The organism is Brevibacillus sp. FIR094, from assembly GCF_050477165.1.
GTDB lineage: Bacteria > Bacillota > Bacilli > Brevibacillales > Brevibacillaceae > Brevibacillus.
Genome location: NZ_JBEAES010000007.1, coordinates 61,372 through 77,116 on the forward strand (window position 1 = coordinate 61,372; position 15,745 = coordinate 77,116).

The window sequence follows — 15,745 nt, forward strand, 5'->3', positions numbered from 1 at the left end:
GATTGGACACTACTTAATTGCCAACGAAAGAATGCTTTTGCTGGTGCAACCACTGAACCCATTCCTGGTTGTAAATGGTATTGACATAGGGCATACCACCGTCTGGACATAAAAAGACCACATTTGGCTTGACTACATGCTTTTGATCTTTGAAATAGTTTTCAATCGCCCAGTAGGAAGTTCCAGAAGATCCTCCAGCAAAAATGCCATGCTCAGCGTACAGCTGATAGCAAGCCTTGACTGTGTCCTCCTCCGAAACATGAACGACCTCATCAATAATCGCGCCCTTGAGTATGTCAGGACGCATACTCGATCCAATTCCCGGGATGTATCGCTTTTGCGGTTCTTGTCCAAAAATCACCGAACCTACCGTATCCACAGCAATGATTTTTATGTCAGGAAAACGTTCCTTCAATCGCTGCGAGATTCCAGTAATGGTGCCGCCAGAGCTAACGCCGATAAAAGCATAGTCCAATGACTCGAAGCTTTCCGCGATCTCAGCTCCCAGTCCGAAGTAATGGGCTCGAGCGCTATCCGGATTTCCGTATTGATTGGTCCAAAACGAGTTACTCGTCTCATTCAGCAGGCGATTGACCGTTTGGATGCGCGTTAGGAGAAATCCTCCTGTCTCGTCACGGTCCGTTACTTTTACGACCTCATGGGAAATTACCCTCAGCAAGTTCTCATAGACGGGATTGATGTTTGGATCGATGACTGGAATAAATTTAATTCCGAGTCGCTTGCACAACGTCGCCAAAGCAATAGCAAAATTCCCCGAAGAGGATTCGATTACAGTCGTTTCCTGCGTGATCTCTCCTCTTTTGATCGCCTCCTGTAATATGTAAAAGGCTGGCCTCACTTTTACACTTCCCATGAGGTTGTTGTATTCCAGCTTGCAAAACAAATTGATGTGCTCATGCTCAAGTTTGTTTAAAGGCGTATTGCCAATCATGTGACTTATGGCCATCATTTTCGTTAGCATGTTGAGCCCTCACTCCCGATTTTTCCCGTCTTCGTCCAATCTACCGCATACATCTTGGCCCTTCGATCAGGCAGATTTTTCATCCATTTTTTGCTGGATGTAACCTGCCAATGTTTTCATATCTTGAAAGTTTTCCAAATGGAGCATGTCATCATCGAATTCAATGCCAAACTCTTTTTCAACCTTTACGACCGACTTGATAAAGGTCAATGACTCAATGTACTCCGTTAGTTCTCCGCTTTCGTTCACATACTCAGAAAACAACCGGAGGAGCGTCTCGTATACTTCGTTTTCCTTTTCCATAGGAGTCCCTCCAAGTGGTAGATGCTTACACAACAACGCCAATCCGTTCCAGTGCTTCTCTTGTTTTGGCGACCGCCTCAAATTCCTGCGTTTGTATGCTACTGATTTTTTGCAGAACGCGATGAACCATGTCACTGCGATTACTGTCGAAAGCCTTAAGAATCATATTGGTCGTAATTTTCCATTGATGCCCGATACTGCGATACTGCTCGGCAAGTTCTTCGAAGTCTTGGTACTTCTCACTGATCACCTGCAGGACATTGGCGTACATCGCTCGTGTTTGTGCCATACTGATCAAGCTGTGGTTAAGGATATCGAGATGATCGTCTGTAATCTCCACTCCGCTAGCGAGAAAAGCCTCTACGTCTTTGAGAAAAGGATCAAGGGATTTCAGCCCTACCTCGACGTTGACATCGTCTGGTACATCCAACTCCCGCTTGATTTGACTTATGTCGCAGCGGCCCTCTAGTACGCTGAGATTACTCCTGACTGCTTCCAGCAACTGATCGGGCGTCGGATGCAGGGAATCGGAAAGTACCAATTCAAATGAGCGATTGTGGAGTGGATACCATTCACCTGTACCTGCATCCCGATAGGAAGAGTTACTAGCCTGTAAGAATTGCTCGACGGGCAACAGACCTTTGTAACGGTAGTAATCATCGACGATTAGAAGCTGGTTACCTTCTATTCCTGTGACAATGATGCTATGCATCTCAGGCAGGTCCTGATAATAAGGGTTGTACGGGAGTTCTGCCATATTGCAGAGGACGATTGTCGGTACCTCCCGTTCCAAACGTTCTTGTATATTTGCCAAAAACAGGTCATCTTCCGGTTCAGCCCGTCCTTCTACGTGGATATTGTGAATCCACTCGAGCTCGGAGACGGTTCTCATGTATTGACCGTTGATATCTCCATAAGGAGAATCCTGCGTTTTAAGATAGATGGCGCCGCACTGCTTCCATGCTGTTTCCAAGGCGGAAAAGTTCAAGTATTTCAGAACCGTGTAGATAGAAGCGCCGATGCAGTCCAGGTTCGGATGCTTGCTCGGTTGAATCTCGGTGAGTGACATGAGCACTCTCCTTCCTGTCAATCGTAATGGTAAACACATGCGACTATCAGATTTCCGAATCACGTTCTCGCAAGGCAAATACTTGTTGCAAAAATTGACTAGTGAGAAATCTCAACTTATCTACAGCAGCTTCCATATCGGATTGCTTCAACATTTTTTCTTTGTATAAGCTAAGAGCATAGCGATTCACTACGTGATTGGATGTCTGCAAAATCTCTTCCGCCAGTTTGCGTACAGTCTGATCCGCCTGTGGAATGTGCCAATCCAATAATGTTTCCATCCACAGTTCTTTCCCACCTAATTGAACGTAGAGCTCGTTTAAATTGGCTTCATGAAAATAGGTGTCTGGCTGCTCCGTAAGTGACAGCAACAGCGTAAGCTCACGACCAACTTGCTGTTTACTCTCGACCGCTTTTAGTAAACGGAGCAACTCCTGTTCCGCGCTGGTACGCAAGATTGCTTCATCATCTGTAACGCGATCGAGCACCATGATCAGCCGGGAATGCGGCTCTAAATTTGCATAAATCTCCTCAAGCGTTTGATACGTTGTGGAAAATTTATCGTACTGGATTCGTTGAGCTTGCCCTCGAGTCAAATGATTGTGATTGATGATCGTATAAACCTGCTTGTCAGGGTCATATCCAGTGATGACGGTGAGATGATCGGTATGTTCCTTCTGGTATTGCGGTGTGTAAAAGGTGTAGTACTCGTCAAACGCAACCATTACTGGCTTGCCTTGATCCAACTGGTGAATGATCGACTCATGCAATTCATCCAGACGAGCGACAGGCAGGAGTTTGACCCGATAGCCAAATTTGTAAAGCATCTCCTCATCCGACAAATATCCCATAACCTCAGCATGCTCCCGATATGAATAGGGGTACCCCTCAGCATCAAGCTGAAAGCCGCGCTTCAACCCGAGAAAAAGCTTAAAATACGGAATCAGATGGGCATCCTGCTCCTCCATTAATAAAGCGAGACCGCGATCATAACAATTCCATTGACGCCAGGATAATTGACTGACATCGGCATACGAGCTGCGCTTGATTTGCGTACCGTGCCATGATTTTGTGTTTCGTTGTTGAACCGTTTGGACTGCTGTAGCAGCTGCCTCTGCTTTCGCAACCTGTTCTTCTTCATGCCCAGTCGCATCAAGATAGGCAGCAAAATCGGAAATCGTCAAATGGATAAGCAGGTCTTGTACTTCTACTTCTCGGTTCATCCGCTTTGAGATTTCGCTAATCATTCTAATCGCGATGATCGAGTCCCCGCCCAGCTCGTAGAAATTGTCATGGACATCTACTTCCTCAAGCCCCAGAACATATCCCCAAATGTGAGCCAGCTCTTGCTCTAAAACGGTGTAGGTATCCTGTTTTCTCCCACGTATCACCACGTTTGGTAGCTTTGCTTCTCCATATTTTTGTGGTGCAACATTGTCTTTTACTCTCCCGGCATCCTTGTCAAGAGAATGAAGTGAAGAGATGTCCAGCCAACAACGCTTACGCTCAAACGGATAAACAGGAAGGTGCACGCGTCGCGGCTTTTTAAACGTATACATGGCACTCCAGCGTACATCTGCCCCACTCACATACAATTCGCCGAGCTCTTTCAGATCAGATAACTCTTTGCTTTGCGTCAATAAAAGCTTTTGCAAAAGTGCATTGGCTGCCTTATTCATCGCTTGTTGTTCTGTCTCAGTCAGTATCCCTGGCTCTCTATCCGCTTTTTCCTGCGAGATAACCTTGTGCCAGCCAAAGTAAATATCTGGTTCAGACAGTGTTGTCCAGTCGCTCGCGCACAACTTGGAGATTTTTGCGGAGAAATCATCCATGTCCCTGCAAATCAGCAGCAAACGGTAGCCGTGGTGACTACGTCCCGTATTTGCCGTAAAGCTGAGACTTTCCAATGTCGGCAGTTCCTCCACAGGCTTGCTGGTCCACTTCTGAAAGCGAAGCAACAGGTTGAGCAAGCTCTCCTTGCTTTTAGCGGATAAAGCGATTGCCTCAAACCCTTCGTCTTGCTTGGGAGGCTGAATGAAGGGTGCTTCCTCTACTACGAGGTGCACATTTGTTCCACTCATCCCAAACGAACTGATTCCAGCCCGTCGCACGCTTTGCTCTGGTTCCCACTCTGTCAATGTGTCGTGGATGTAAATGGGAGATTGTTCGAAAGGAATCATCCGGTTCGCACGCTGAAAGTGCAAATGCGGAGGTATCTGCTTTTGTTTAAGAGACAGAATCACCTTAAAAAGACCAGCCATACCTGCTACGTGGTCGGTGTGACCGATGTTCGTCTTTACCGAACCGATCCCGCAAAATTGGCGACGATTTGTGTATGGGCGAAACGCTCTCTCCAACCCGTCCATCTCCATAGGATCACCCAGCTTGGTGCCTATGCTGTGCACCTCGATATAGGAAAGGGTTTCGGGGTCAATCTGCGCGTCTTTCCATGCTTGCTGAATCACTTCGGCTTGTGCCAATGAATTGGGCGCCGTAAGCCCGAAAGAATGGCCGTCTTGATTGGCGGCGCTTCCCTTGATCACGGCATAAATCGAATCCCCGTCTGCAAGAGCCTTTGTCAACGGTTTCAGTAAAACGGCGCCAACGCCTTCACCGACACCCGTACCGTCTGAATCATTGTCAAAAGGGCGAGTACGTCCAGATTGCGATAATATTCCCAAATCATTGCTTCCATCTTGTAACGACAGCAAGATAAGCTTGACACCGCCAGCCAGCGCCATCTCACATTCTCCTCGACGAATCGCTTGGCATGCGAGGTGAACAGCCATCAGCGATGAAGAGCAGGAAGTATCCACAAGCATGCTCGGACCTTTGAGATCCAACAGGTAGGAGATGCGAGAAGCGATGACCGATTTCATATTGCCAATGATTGAGGTGGACAGCGCATCTGGTTCCAGCTCTCGAATCATTCGTCTATACTCTTCACCAAAATCACTGCTAAACCCCAGATATACACCTGTTCGGCTGCCCGCGAGCATCGTTCCACCATACCCAGCGTCCTCAATTGCCTCCCAGCATGTCAGCAAGAATAAGCGCTGGTTCGGGTCCATCTGGCTGGCTTCCTTCGGAGAAAGACCGAAGAATTGCGGATCGAATTTATCAATTTCATTCAGGTAGGCAGCTTCTCGAAATTGAATTTGTTCCATCGTCAAACCTTTGGCAAGTAACAAAGGAATCAAATCGTTCTGGCGCTCTTTGGGAAGCTCTCGCACACAATCTTGACCAGCTTGCAACAGACGCCAAAAGTCTGCCGGGTTTTCTGCGCTTCCGAATCGGCAAGCAGCACCAATCACCGCAATATCGTGTGGATTGGGTTTGCTGTCTGGTGAATGAGCATCCGTCTGCTGTTTATTCAGTTTGACTCGGTTAAGTCCTAATGGCTTGCTCACTGCATTCTTCCTCCTTGGTTCCTCTGCTCACCTGGTTCGGCTTAGCTAGCTTGCCATTCGTTGCCGATCTCAGGAAATCGCTGTTGCAAGTCCGGTTTGCTAGTCAACTGTTCAAAACGCATGGTTTGTTCCACATCAGGAGCTTTTTTTGTTTGCAAGATCAATCGAAGCAGAGAAAAAGCTTCGCGTACATCTCCATAGCCCCCCTCTTTTTCTCCTTGCTCCAGCTGCTGCCTCAGTTGTTGCAGTGCTTGATAGGGAGCGATGACCCCTTGCTGGTACGCTTCTTCATCAAGACCGCGGTTTTTCGTGCAAACAGCAACCGCAATGCAAGAATCGACCAGTTGGGCAATTACTGCTTGCTTATGCGCTTTGGCATCCTGAAGCTCTTGCTGATAACGATTGATCTCCCCCTGCTTGTCAAAGGCAAAGGCGCGAAGGGGATATCCTTTGGCCAAATTGGTCAGTACATTTTTGGGGCCAAGCTCAATCACTGTATTCGCTCCTTGTTTTACCAAGTAATCCATCGTGGATTTCCAGCGAACAGGGCTGGTTGTTTGGGCTGTTAGCAAATCGACAAGTTGATCTGCATGAACATAAGGCTGTGCTGTCACATTGGAAATCACAGGCCATTTGGGATCGCAGTACGTGTATCGCTTCAGTTCTTCATGTAATTGTTCAGCTGCTTGTACCATGAGTGGCGAATGGAAAGGCGCACTCACCTTGAGGCTGACTACGGAAGTCGAGCCATGCTGCTTGCACGCTTCTTCTACTTGCCGCACCGCATGTGCATGTCCAGAGATGACGATCTGATCGGCGGAGTTATGGTTGGCGACCACGACGATCGCACCGTCACGAGAATGTTCCCGACAAATCTCCTCGACAAGTTGAGCATTCAACCCAAAGATTGCTGACATGGCTCCGACACCCTGCGGCGTGGCCGCCTGCATGAATTGACCTCGGCGATAGACTAGGTGGACGGCATCTGCAAACTGGATGGCACCAGCACAAGTCAGGGCTGTAAACTCGCCCAGACTGTGACCAGCCACCCACTTCGGTTCGATGTTCATTTCCTGTGAATAAACGCGGAAGGCTGCGACACTTGCCGTCAGAATTGCTGGCTGTGCGTGCTCTGTTTTGGTCAGTTCTTGAACATCCCCTGCAAAACAAAGGGTTTGCAGGTTAAATCCAAGCGCATCACTTGCTTCTTCAAAGGTACGAGCGGCAATGGGATGGGCCTCACATAATGCTTGGCCCATTCCAACATATTGCGAACCTTGTCCCGGGAATAAGAGTGCGATTTTGTCCATTTTTGATCACCCTTCTCTACCTCATGTATTCATTCACTAGCATCCTGAGCAATTGCTGGTAATCCTGAGTCATCTCCGTGACTTTTTCTGCCCGGAGGCAATCAGGGTCAAACTCACACACGATATCAATCACGTCTTTTCCTTCCTTGATCCAGAAGGTAAGCTCATGTTCGTGGTGTATAAACGATGCATCGGTAAATTCATTGACACTGCCGAAGAATGGAATAATGGTTCCGTCGTTGCGATTCGTCCGCAATTTTTTTAGCCACAACGAGGCTTCCCCCGTCATTTTCTCGATGAACTGTCTCTTCTGCTGTACCTGCTTGAATAGATCGAAGAAGGTGTTGACCTCTGACATGTTCACTCGGAATGGATAGGCACTCATCTGCAGATCCTTGGCGACAGCCACTTCCATGTAAAGATCCTGCTGTCCTGTCAATTCGGCCATAAGGTATAGATACATCGAAAGCAGTATATCTCTAACCTCAACAGCCTCCATTTGACTTACCTGCTGCACATTTTCAAACAGATCATCCGAAAGTGAGAATTGGACCCAGTTTGTGTCCGCATTCGCTTCTCCACTAGCCCAATACTGAGACGGCAACTCTATCAGCGAGACACGATCCAACTCCTTCAACCAATACGTGGTCGTATCTGTTTCCTCATGTTCATCTGCTACATCTAAAGCGGCGTTCTTTAAAAAGTTAGTTAGGCCAAACAGTGTAGGATGGGCGAATAAATCGGCAATTCGAACCCGGCCAGGGTAAAGTTGTTCAAGCTTGGCATGAACTTGCACCAGTAAAAGCGAAGTCCCGCCTATGTGGAAGAAGTTATCCTGCATACCGACCGTTTCACGCTTAAGCACTTCCCTCCAAATGTCAGCCACCTGTTCTTCCAGTCGGGTAGCCGGGGCTTGATATTCGGTGTGCTTGTCTTGGCGTGCATCAGGCTCTGGCAATGATTTGCGATCCAGTTTTCCGTTTGGTGTCAGCGGCCACATACTCATATGTGTATAGAAATGTGGAATCATGTAATCCGGTAAACTTTTGCTCAGCATCGCTCGCAATTCATCGCTGTCCAATGTTCGAGTTGCCATATAGTACGCAGCCAGGTAAGGATTGCTGGCGGTATCTCGCACGCTGACTACCGCTTCCGTAATATCCGGATGCTGGCAAAGAGCACTTTCAATCTCACCTAATTCGATTCGATAACCGCGTACTTTGCACTGAAAGTCGGATCGTCCCACGTATTCAATACGTCCATCCGGTAACCATCTCGCGAGATCACCTGTTTTGTACATGCGTTGACCGGGTTTAAACGGATTAGGGATATAGCGCTCAGCCGTTAGTGTTGGCTGACCGAAATAGCCTCTCGTTACCCCATCCCCTGCAATGTAAAGATCGCCAGTGATCTTCATCGGCTGCACTTGTAGATGCTCATCGAGGATGTAGACTTGAGTATTGGGCAAAGGTGCGCCAATCGTTACTTCCCCTGCTTCGGTCAAGTCCTGCACCGTAGACCAAATCGTTGTTTCAGTTGGACCGTACAGGTTGTAAAGTCTCGCCTTGGTTTGTGTGCGAAGCCGTTGGAACAAAGACGCTGAAAGGGCTTCTCCCCCAAGTAGGATCGCTTTCAAGCAGTCAAGTGCGTGCAAGTTGCTCTTCTCTTCCAGCATGAGCTGTAGGCGGGAGGGAGTCAGTTGAAGGAAAGTGATTTCTTCCTGCAAAATCAACTCCTTGAGCACCTGCGGGTCTGCTTGCTGCTGTTCGGTTGCGATGACTACCGTCATCCCTTTCGTCAGCGGTACAATCGTTTCAAGCAGAAAAATATCAAACGAAATCGTTGTCACAGCCAGCATTTTGTCTGCGCTGGCAAAATCGATGTGTTCCCCGATCCCCGAGCAGAAGTTCATTAAATTACCGTGCTCAACCATAACGCCTTTAGGCTTGCCTGTAGAACCCGATGTGTAAATGACATAGGCGAGATCGCCAGGTGCAGCCTGTGTCGGAAGATTGGCGTCTTCTAGCGTCTCCATTCGGGAATCATTTACGTCCACTCGGATAATACTACCCCACTGCTTCTCTACCAGAGAATCGTGGGTTAAGACGAGGCGAGTCATACTATTTTCCAAAACGTAAGAGATACGTTCTTCTGGATATTGCGGATCAATCGGAACAAACGCAGCCCCCGCTTTCAAGATCGCCAGTAATCCGACCATCATTTCCACAGAGCGATTCGTCAGAAGGCCCACGCAAGTATCAGCAGTGACGCCATGTTGCTTGATCAAACGAGCTACTTGGTTTGCTCGCTTATTTAATTCCGCATAGGTGACTCTCACATCTCCGCATGTTACTGCTAACGCGTTCGGCTGTGTTGCCGCTACTTCTTCAAAGAGCTGAACGACTGTTTTTTCACGAGAGTATTCCAAACTCGTGTCATTCCATTGCTCTATCAGCAGCAAGCGTTCTTCTGCTGCCAGCATGGACATCTTGCCGATCAACTGTTCAGGATCTTCCACCATCTGCTCCAGAATCTTCTGGAAGTGTGTGGACATCGACGTGATCGTCTCTTTGCTGAACAGCTTGTTGCTGTATTCGATATCGACAATCAGGCGCTGTTCTCGCTCAATGATGTCAAAGGTCAGATCAAACTGGGCAGAACGCTGTTCAAATGGATACGGAGAGAGAGTCAGCCCATTTGCACTCATGCTTCCCTTCGCATCGCCGGTATTTTGCAAAATGAACATCACATCAAACAACGGGTTGCGCGCCGTATCTTTTGGCAGCGTCAGACGATCCACCAGCATTTCGAACGAATAATCGGCATGAGAGAGCGCCGCCAGGGCCCGTTTTTTTACTTCCTGAAGGAAATCTGCCACGGTGCGATCGCTTCGCGGGAAGTTTCTCATCGCCAGCGTGTTCAGAAAGACACCAACGATATTTTCCAGGTCTGCATGATGACGGCCAGCCACTGGCGATCCAATGATAATGTCTTCTTCGCCAGCGTATTTCGACATCATAATGGTGAGCGCTCCCAGTAGCGTCATGTACAAGGTTGAACCATTGTTTTTTGCCAGTGCCAGTATCTTCTCTGTCATCTCTTGTGGAATCTCAAAGGTCAGGACATCTCCCTCAAAGCTCTGGACGGACGGTCGAGGGTAGTCCGTAGGCAGATTAAGCACAGGAAGTTCTCCATCCAGCTCTTTTAGCCAGAACTTCTCCTGAGTGGCCAATACCCCATTGCCCAGCTGCTCTGTTTGCCACACGCTGTAGTCTTTATATTGAATCCGCAGCTCAGGCAACTCGAGTCCCTGATACAACTGGAAGAACTCGCGGATCAAAATGTTGATGGATACTCCATCGGAGATAATGTGATGCATGTCGAACAGCAACAAGTGTTTGTTGACATCAATACGAATGAGCATACCGCGAACAAGCGGAGCTTTTGACAAGTCAAATGGTCGAATGAATTGTTCGACTGTTCTCTTGGCCTCATTTTCGTCGACTTCACAATACGCCAACGTAAAATCTACGCTCGTTTGAATGGCTTGCATCAAAACTCCATCCACGATGGAAAATGAGGTGCGCAACGACTCATGACGCTGCACCAGCGTGACAAATGCACGTTCGAATGCCTCTCTGTCCAGCTCGCCTTCCAGCATCATAACTGTAGGGATGTTGTAGGCAACTGCCCCTTCCTGCATTTGTTCCAGTACATAAATTCTCTGCTGAGACGAGGTCGCGGGATAAGCTTCCCGATACTCTGCTACAGGAATTGCTGACACAGCTGTTTCTTCATTCGGAGCCATCAACACAGCCAATTGACGGATTGTCGGAGTCTGAAACAGGTCGGTGATTGTCATCTCTTTGTGTAACTGCTTGGTGACACGGGAAACGATACCGATTGCCAAAAGCGAATCGCCACCCAGCCTGAAAAAATCGTCGTCGATGCTCAATTCGGAGTAACCCAGCACATCGGACCAAATCTGACCCAAGGCTTGCTCCAACACAGTGTAGTGATCGCCTTCCTCCCTACCAGACAAAACAACACGGTTTTGCAAGGTCGCTGTGGAAGGTACTTCGCGTTCTTTATGAGATTTCACGCTTGCAAAGATCGAGTCTCCGAGCTTTACTTTCAAAGACGGTGCCCATTCCTTCAGCACTTGCAAATCAAATTGTCCAATGATCAGATGCTCAGTTTGGCAAGACAGCGATGCATCAAAGGCCTGTATCGCCCCATCCATTGGCATGTATCCGATAAAACCAGGACCTGTTATCCCTTCAAACGCATACCAGTTCAAAGCGATCGTTGGTTTTCCCGTTCGATTGCGTGCTGCACTATAGGCATCCAAGAAGCAGTTGGACGAGACGTAGTCACTGCCAGTCGCTCCACCCCAAATCGAAGCAAGTGATGAGAAGATCACAAAGAAATCCAAATGCTCCGGTTCAGCTATCTGATCGAGTATGACTGTGCCCGCCATCTTCGCTTTCAAGCCATTTTGAAAATGGGAAAACAACTTCGTCTGAATCGTCTCGAAGGTGATATGCGCCGCTGATTGGATAATGCCGTTGATCGGTCCGTAACGGGCACGAACTTGCTCAGAAATATTCTCCATCTGCTGACGGTCGGACACGTCAGCCGCGTAGCAGACTACCTGCGCCCCCATTTCCTCTAGCTCAATCAGCGCTTTTAGCTTTCGTGCCTCAGCAGCACTGCAGTCTGGTTGCTGTAAACGCTCTTTCCACTCGTGGTTAGGTGGAAGTGGAGAACGATTAATCAGCACGAGCGTCACATTTTTTTGTGCTGCCAGATGCTTACTAAATGCCAGTCCAAGTTTCCCTGTACCTCCGGCTATCAAGTAAACGCCGTTTTCACGTATCTCTACAGGCCGCTTCGGAATTTGATCGATGTCGCAGCGATTCATTTCTGGTACGATGCGATTTCCTCTATAGGCCACCAATGTGTCATCCCGATTGCAGCGAATTTCCGCTAGAAGCTGACCAGCCAACTGCGATGTTGAACGCCCCTCTGTTGCGAGATCCAGGCTAAAGCACTGCAGTTTTGGATTTTCCTGCGAGATAACCTTTGCTAGACCGAACAAGGGAGCTTTTTCTGGAAAAACAGGGCCGGTGTCATCTACTGCTTGTGCGTAGTTCGAAACGATCCGTAAATCTAGCACCTGCTTCAGATCCAGCTCAAGCAACGCTTGTGTTAAATGAAACAGACTGTAAACGCCCAGATCTTGCGCTGACTCCAGAGCTTCAAGCTCTCCGAGACCAATTGGCTGCTGGGCGCCCGAGGTCAAGCTCCATAAGTGGATAATCCCAGTCAGCTTTTCCTTTTTGTCCCCGAGTCTCTCAAACACACGTCGCAGATCTGCCGGCTGACTGGGATCTAGGATAAACTCGTGGGAAGAGACGGAGGCAAAAGCCTCACCACTGCGAAGTTTAAACACTTCATGCCCTTCCGATGACATCGCGTCAGCAAGAGTTTCTCCCACACCGCCTTCATCTTGAAACACCATCCAGATCCCTGGACGCTGAGACTGATGAGCGGTTCTTAGCTCTTTTGTTTGCCAATTGATCTGGTAGAGCCACTCTCGATACTCTTGTGGCGTATACGCAGAGTGTCCGACCAATAACGCTGAATCAGACAGATCACCCAGCGCTGTTGACGATGGATAAATGGCAACCGATTGATAGTTCGTATCCCGCAGCGCCTTTTCCCAACGTGAGGCATCCATCAGTCTAGCTTGCTGTCGCAGATCAGTGTCTTCGTGCTGCCACCAGTCTGCGGCAAGCCCCCCGATCACATTTGCCGTTGAACGATTTTTCACGAGCTCAATCGCAAACAGCACGCCCTGCTCTGCAAGTAACTGATGCAAAATCGATAAGGATGCTCGAACATCCTTCGTCCTGTGTATTGCATTATTAGCGATAATCACATCGTATGCGTGTAGATCGAATCCTTGTTCGGCTGGGGCCTTCTCCATGTTGAACAGGCGGAACTCCACAAATGGATACACTTCTTTGCACTCTTTTTCTGTCTCATCGAGAGTCCCTTGGACACAATCCGTAAACAGATAAGTAACTGCTTGATTTTCAATCTTTGGCAGCAAGAGGCGTGTAAATCTGCTTGAACCGCCTCCAAGCTCCAGAATTCGAACAGGTCGACTAAACGATTGGATGTATTGGGCAATTGTTTCCACTGCCATAAGTCCAGAAGGGTTTCCAAGAGTAATACGATCCGCATACGACTTGAAAAAGTCAGAAGTAGCGTCGGACGTAAGTACGGTCTGCCCTGTCATGATGGTTGAGTAATGGGCAAAACACGCTTTTAATTGGGTAAACGTCTCGCGCTCATTCGGATAACGATCCAGACAATCCTGATAAAACGTTTCCGCTTCAAGCCCCTCTGCTTGAGCAGCAAGTCGATATGTTCCTTCAACTTGTTCAACAAGGGCCGCTTGAACGACGAGCCCAAGCATGAGTTGGAAGAGATGTTCATTACTTCCATCTTTTATTACAGCTTCACGCAATTCTTCCACCGTATACGTTTGACTCTGCTTGTGGAAAACGCCCAGTTGCTTGAAGCATTCAAGCGATGACAAGCCAGAATAAAAAGTTTCATCCTCTTCCAAACCTGTTTGCTTTTGGACATTCAACTGATTCAGTAAAGTTTCTCCAAAAGTAAAGAAGGTGGAAGCAATTTTATGAACATCAATAGTTTCGTTGTCATGTGCTGCCACAGATGCTACAGCAGCGGACCGCTCAACTGTGTCGTTTACGGGTTGATCCGATTGCACCCAGTGACGGGTTTTTGCAAAGGAATAGGTTGGCAAAGGCACCTTTTTCCACTTAACTGGACGGTAGTATTCAAACCAATTGATAGGTACCCCTGTCACGTACAGTTTTGCCATTTCTACTGGGTTAGAGCTGTCTATTAGCATGCTGATCGGCAATGAACTTTCCCCACGGGTATTCAGTACCCCGTAGAACACCTGATTCCCATCAACAAGCGGAGCACCGTCCCCCATCCGTTCTCCCGCGCACAGGCGATGGATCTTCTGCAAAAAGTCTTCTTTGCTGTTGATAATGAAGGCAAGGCGATACCGATAGTGTCCGCGCCCAGTATTGGCAGTAGCGCACATATCAAGAAGGGAATGCTCAGAAGACGCTGCTAAAAATGCTTGATATTTCTCGAGCAAATCCCATAGCGACTCACTTGTCTTCGCAGATAACGTCAATAGGTAATTGCCAGATTCTGAAACTGCTGTTGCCTCGCGCTTAAGCGGCTCTTCCAATATGACGTGGGCGTTTGTCCCGCTCAGGCCGAATGCGCTTACTCCGGCTCTCCTCACAGGTTGGTCAGCCTCAACATCCCAAGCCTTTAGCACATCATTTACATAAACAGGCGAATCAATAAAAGGAATTAAAGTATTCGGCCGTTTCACATGCAGCGTCGGCGGAATCTGACGATGCTTCATCATCAAAGCCGTCTTAATGATCCCAGCTACACCGGATGCCGCTATCGTATGCCCGATATTGGTTTTGACCGAGCCTATTGCGCAAAATTGCTTACGTTTTGAAACTTTCTGAAAGGCATGCATGATCCCCTCAATCTCGACAGGGTCGCCTAATCTTGTCCCGGTCCCATGTGCCTCAATGTAGGAGATGCTCTCCGGATTGATTCGCGCCCGTTCCCACGTTGTTCGCAACAAAGCAGACTGCGAAATCGCATTGGGCGCTGTAATACTGGTAGAACGGCCATCACAATTGACCGCTGTGCTTTTGATCACGGCATGGATATAGTCGTTGTCCTTGACTGCTTGATCGTATGACTTCAAAAGAACAGCGCCTAGACCTTCTCCCCATACTGTTCCATCAGCAAAGTCATCAAATGCTTTGGTTTTTCGTTCTACAGAAACGATGCCAAAGTCATTATCTTGTTGAATCGGAAACAGGGAAAGGTTAACTCCACCTACGAGAGCCATTCGACAATCGTTATTTCCAATGGCCTGACATGCTTGGTGCAGAGCGACCAAGGAGGAAGAGCAAGATGTATTAATCAGTTGGCTCGGACCTGACAGATTCAGCAAATAGGAAATTCGTGAAGCGATAATTGCTGCAACGTTGCCAGCCAGCGAGGACGAATCCACGTTCTTCAGCACACGCTGGTATTGTGATTCATTGTCACAATATCCCAGAAATATGCCTGTAGGAGAACCGCTGATCATCTTCTCGCTATACCCGGCATGTTCAAATGTTTCCCATGCCAACTCGAGAAACATCCGCTGATACGGATCCATGGTTCGAGCCTCTGCAGGTGATATCTCGAAAAACGCATGATCAAATAAATCCACGTGATCGAGATAACCCATCCGCTCATACGTAAAATCTGTGTCGTTAAAAAATTCTCTCGCTACCCTCTCGACATCTGGACGCCTTGCAGCAGGGATATCACTGATTGAATCGTGCCCCTGTTGTAAATTGTTCCAGTATTCTTCGAGGCTGCTGGCTCCGGGAAACCGACAAGCCATACCGATGATCGCGATATCTTGGCGAGTGTTTACGTTGGCTGAGGACAGTTCTTTCAGCAAAGGAAGTGCTTCCTTTTCTTGCAGTCGATGAGCAGCCACTTGCTCCAAGATGTATTTTTTTAGCAAACTCATC

General features: G+C 48.1%; 6 protein-coding genes. All 6 read right to left on the reverse strand.

The window, feature by feature from the left end; genetic code table 11:
• Positions 1 to 13: 13 nt before the first annotated feature.
• On the reverse strand, positions 14 to 982 hold the full coding sequence (sbnA, locus tag ACQ5DJ_RS07585) for a 2,3-diaminopropionate biosynthesis protein SbnA (RefSeq protein ID WP_429841907.1): 969 nt from the start codon (positions 980 to 982) through the stop codon (positions 14 to 16).
• Between the two features lie 66 nt (positions 983 to 1,048).
• A complete protein-coding gene (locus tag ACQ5DJ_RS07590) occupies positions 1,049 to 1,285 on the reverse strand; it encodes a phosphopantetheine-containing protein (protein WP_429841908.1) in 237 nt (78 codons plus the stop codon).
• A gap of 25 nt (positions 1,286 to 1,310) precedes the next feature.
• Entirely contained in the window at positions 1,311 to 2,354 is a 1,044-nt protein-coding gene (locus ACQ5DJ_RS07595; protein WP_429841909.1) for a BtrH N-terminal domain-containing protein, read from the reverse strand.
• A 46-nt stretch (positions 2,355 to 2,400) separates the two neighbouring features.
• Positions 2,401 to 5,763: a beta-ketoacyl synthase N-terminal-like domain-containing protein gene (locus tag ACQ5DJ_RS07600; protein ID WP_429841910.1), complete on the reverse strand. Its 3,363-nt coding sequence runs from the start codon at positions 5,761 to 5,763 to the stop codon at positions 2,401 to 2,403.
• A gap of 41 nt (positions 5,764 to 5,804) precedes the next feature.
• Complete coding sequence (gene fabD, locus ACQ5DJ_RS07605) at positions 5,805 to 7,073, reverse strand: ACP S-malonyltransferase (protein ID WP_429841911.1); 1,269 nt, start codon at positions 7,071 to 7,073, stop codon at positions 5,805 to 5,807.
• Positions 7,074 to 7,089: 16 nt separating this feature from the next.
• On the reverse strand, positions 7,090 to 15,744 hold the full coding sequence (gene edeI, locus ACQ5DJ_RS07610; protein WP_429841912.1) for an edeine biosynthesis hybrid PKS-NRPS EdeI: 8,655 nt from the start codon (positions 15,742 to 15,744) through the stop codon (positions 7,090 to 7,092).
• Position 15,745 lies beyond the last annotated feature (1 nt).

Coding starts and splice junctions, on each gene's coding strand:
- ACQ5DJ_RS07595 (WP_429841909.1), bottom strand. CDS start 2,354: ATGTCACTCACCGAGATTCAACCGAGCAAGCATCCGAACCTGGACTGC.
- fabD (WP_429841911.1), bottom strand. CDS start 7,073: ATGGACAAAATCGCACTCTTATTCCCGGGACAAGGTTCGCAATATGTT.
- sbnA (WP_429841907.1), bottom strand. CDS start 982: ATGCTAACGAAAATGATGGCCATAAGTCACATGATTGGCAATACGCCT.
- edeI (WP_429841912.1), bottom strand. CDS start 15,744: ATGAGTTTGCTAAAAAAATACATCTTGGAGCAAGTGGCTGCTCATCGA.
- ACQ5DJ_RS07590 (WP_429841908.1), bottom strand. CDS start 1,285: ATGGAAAAGGAAAACGAAGTATACGAGACGCTCCTCCGGTTGTTTTCT.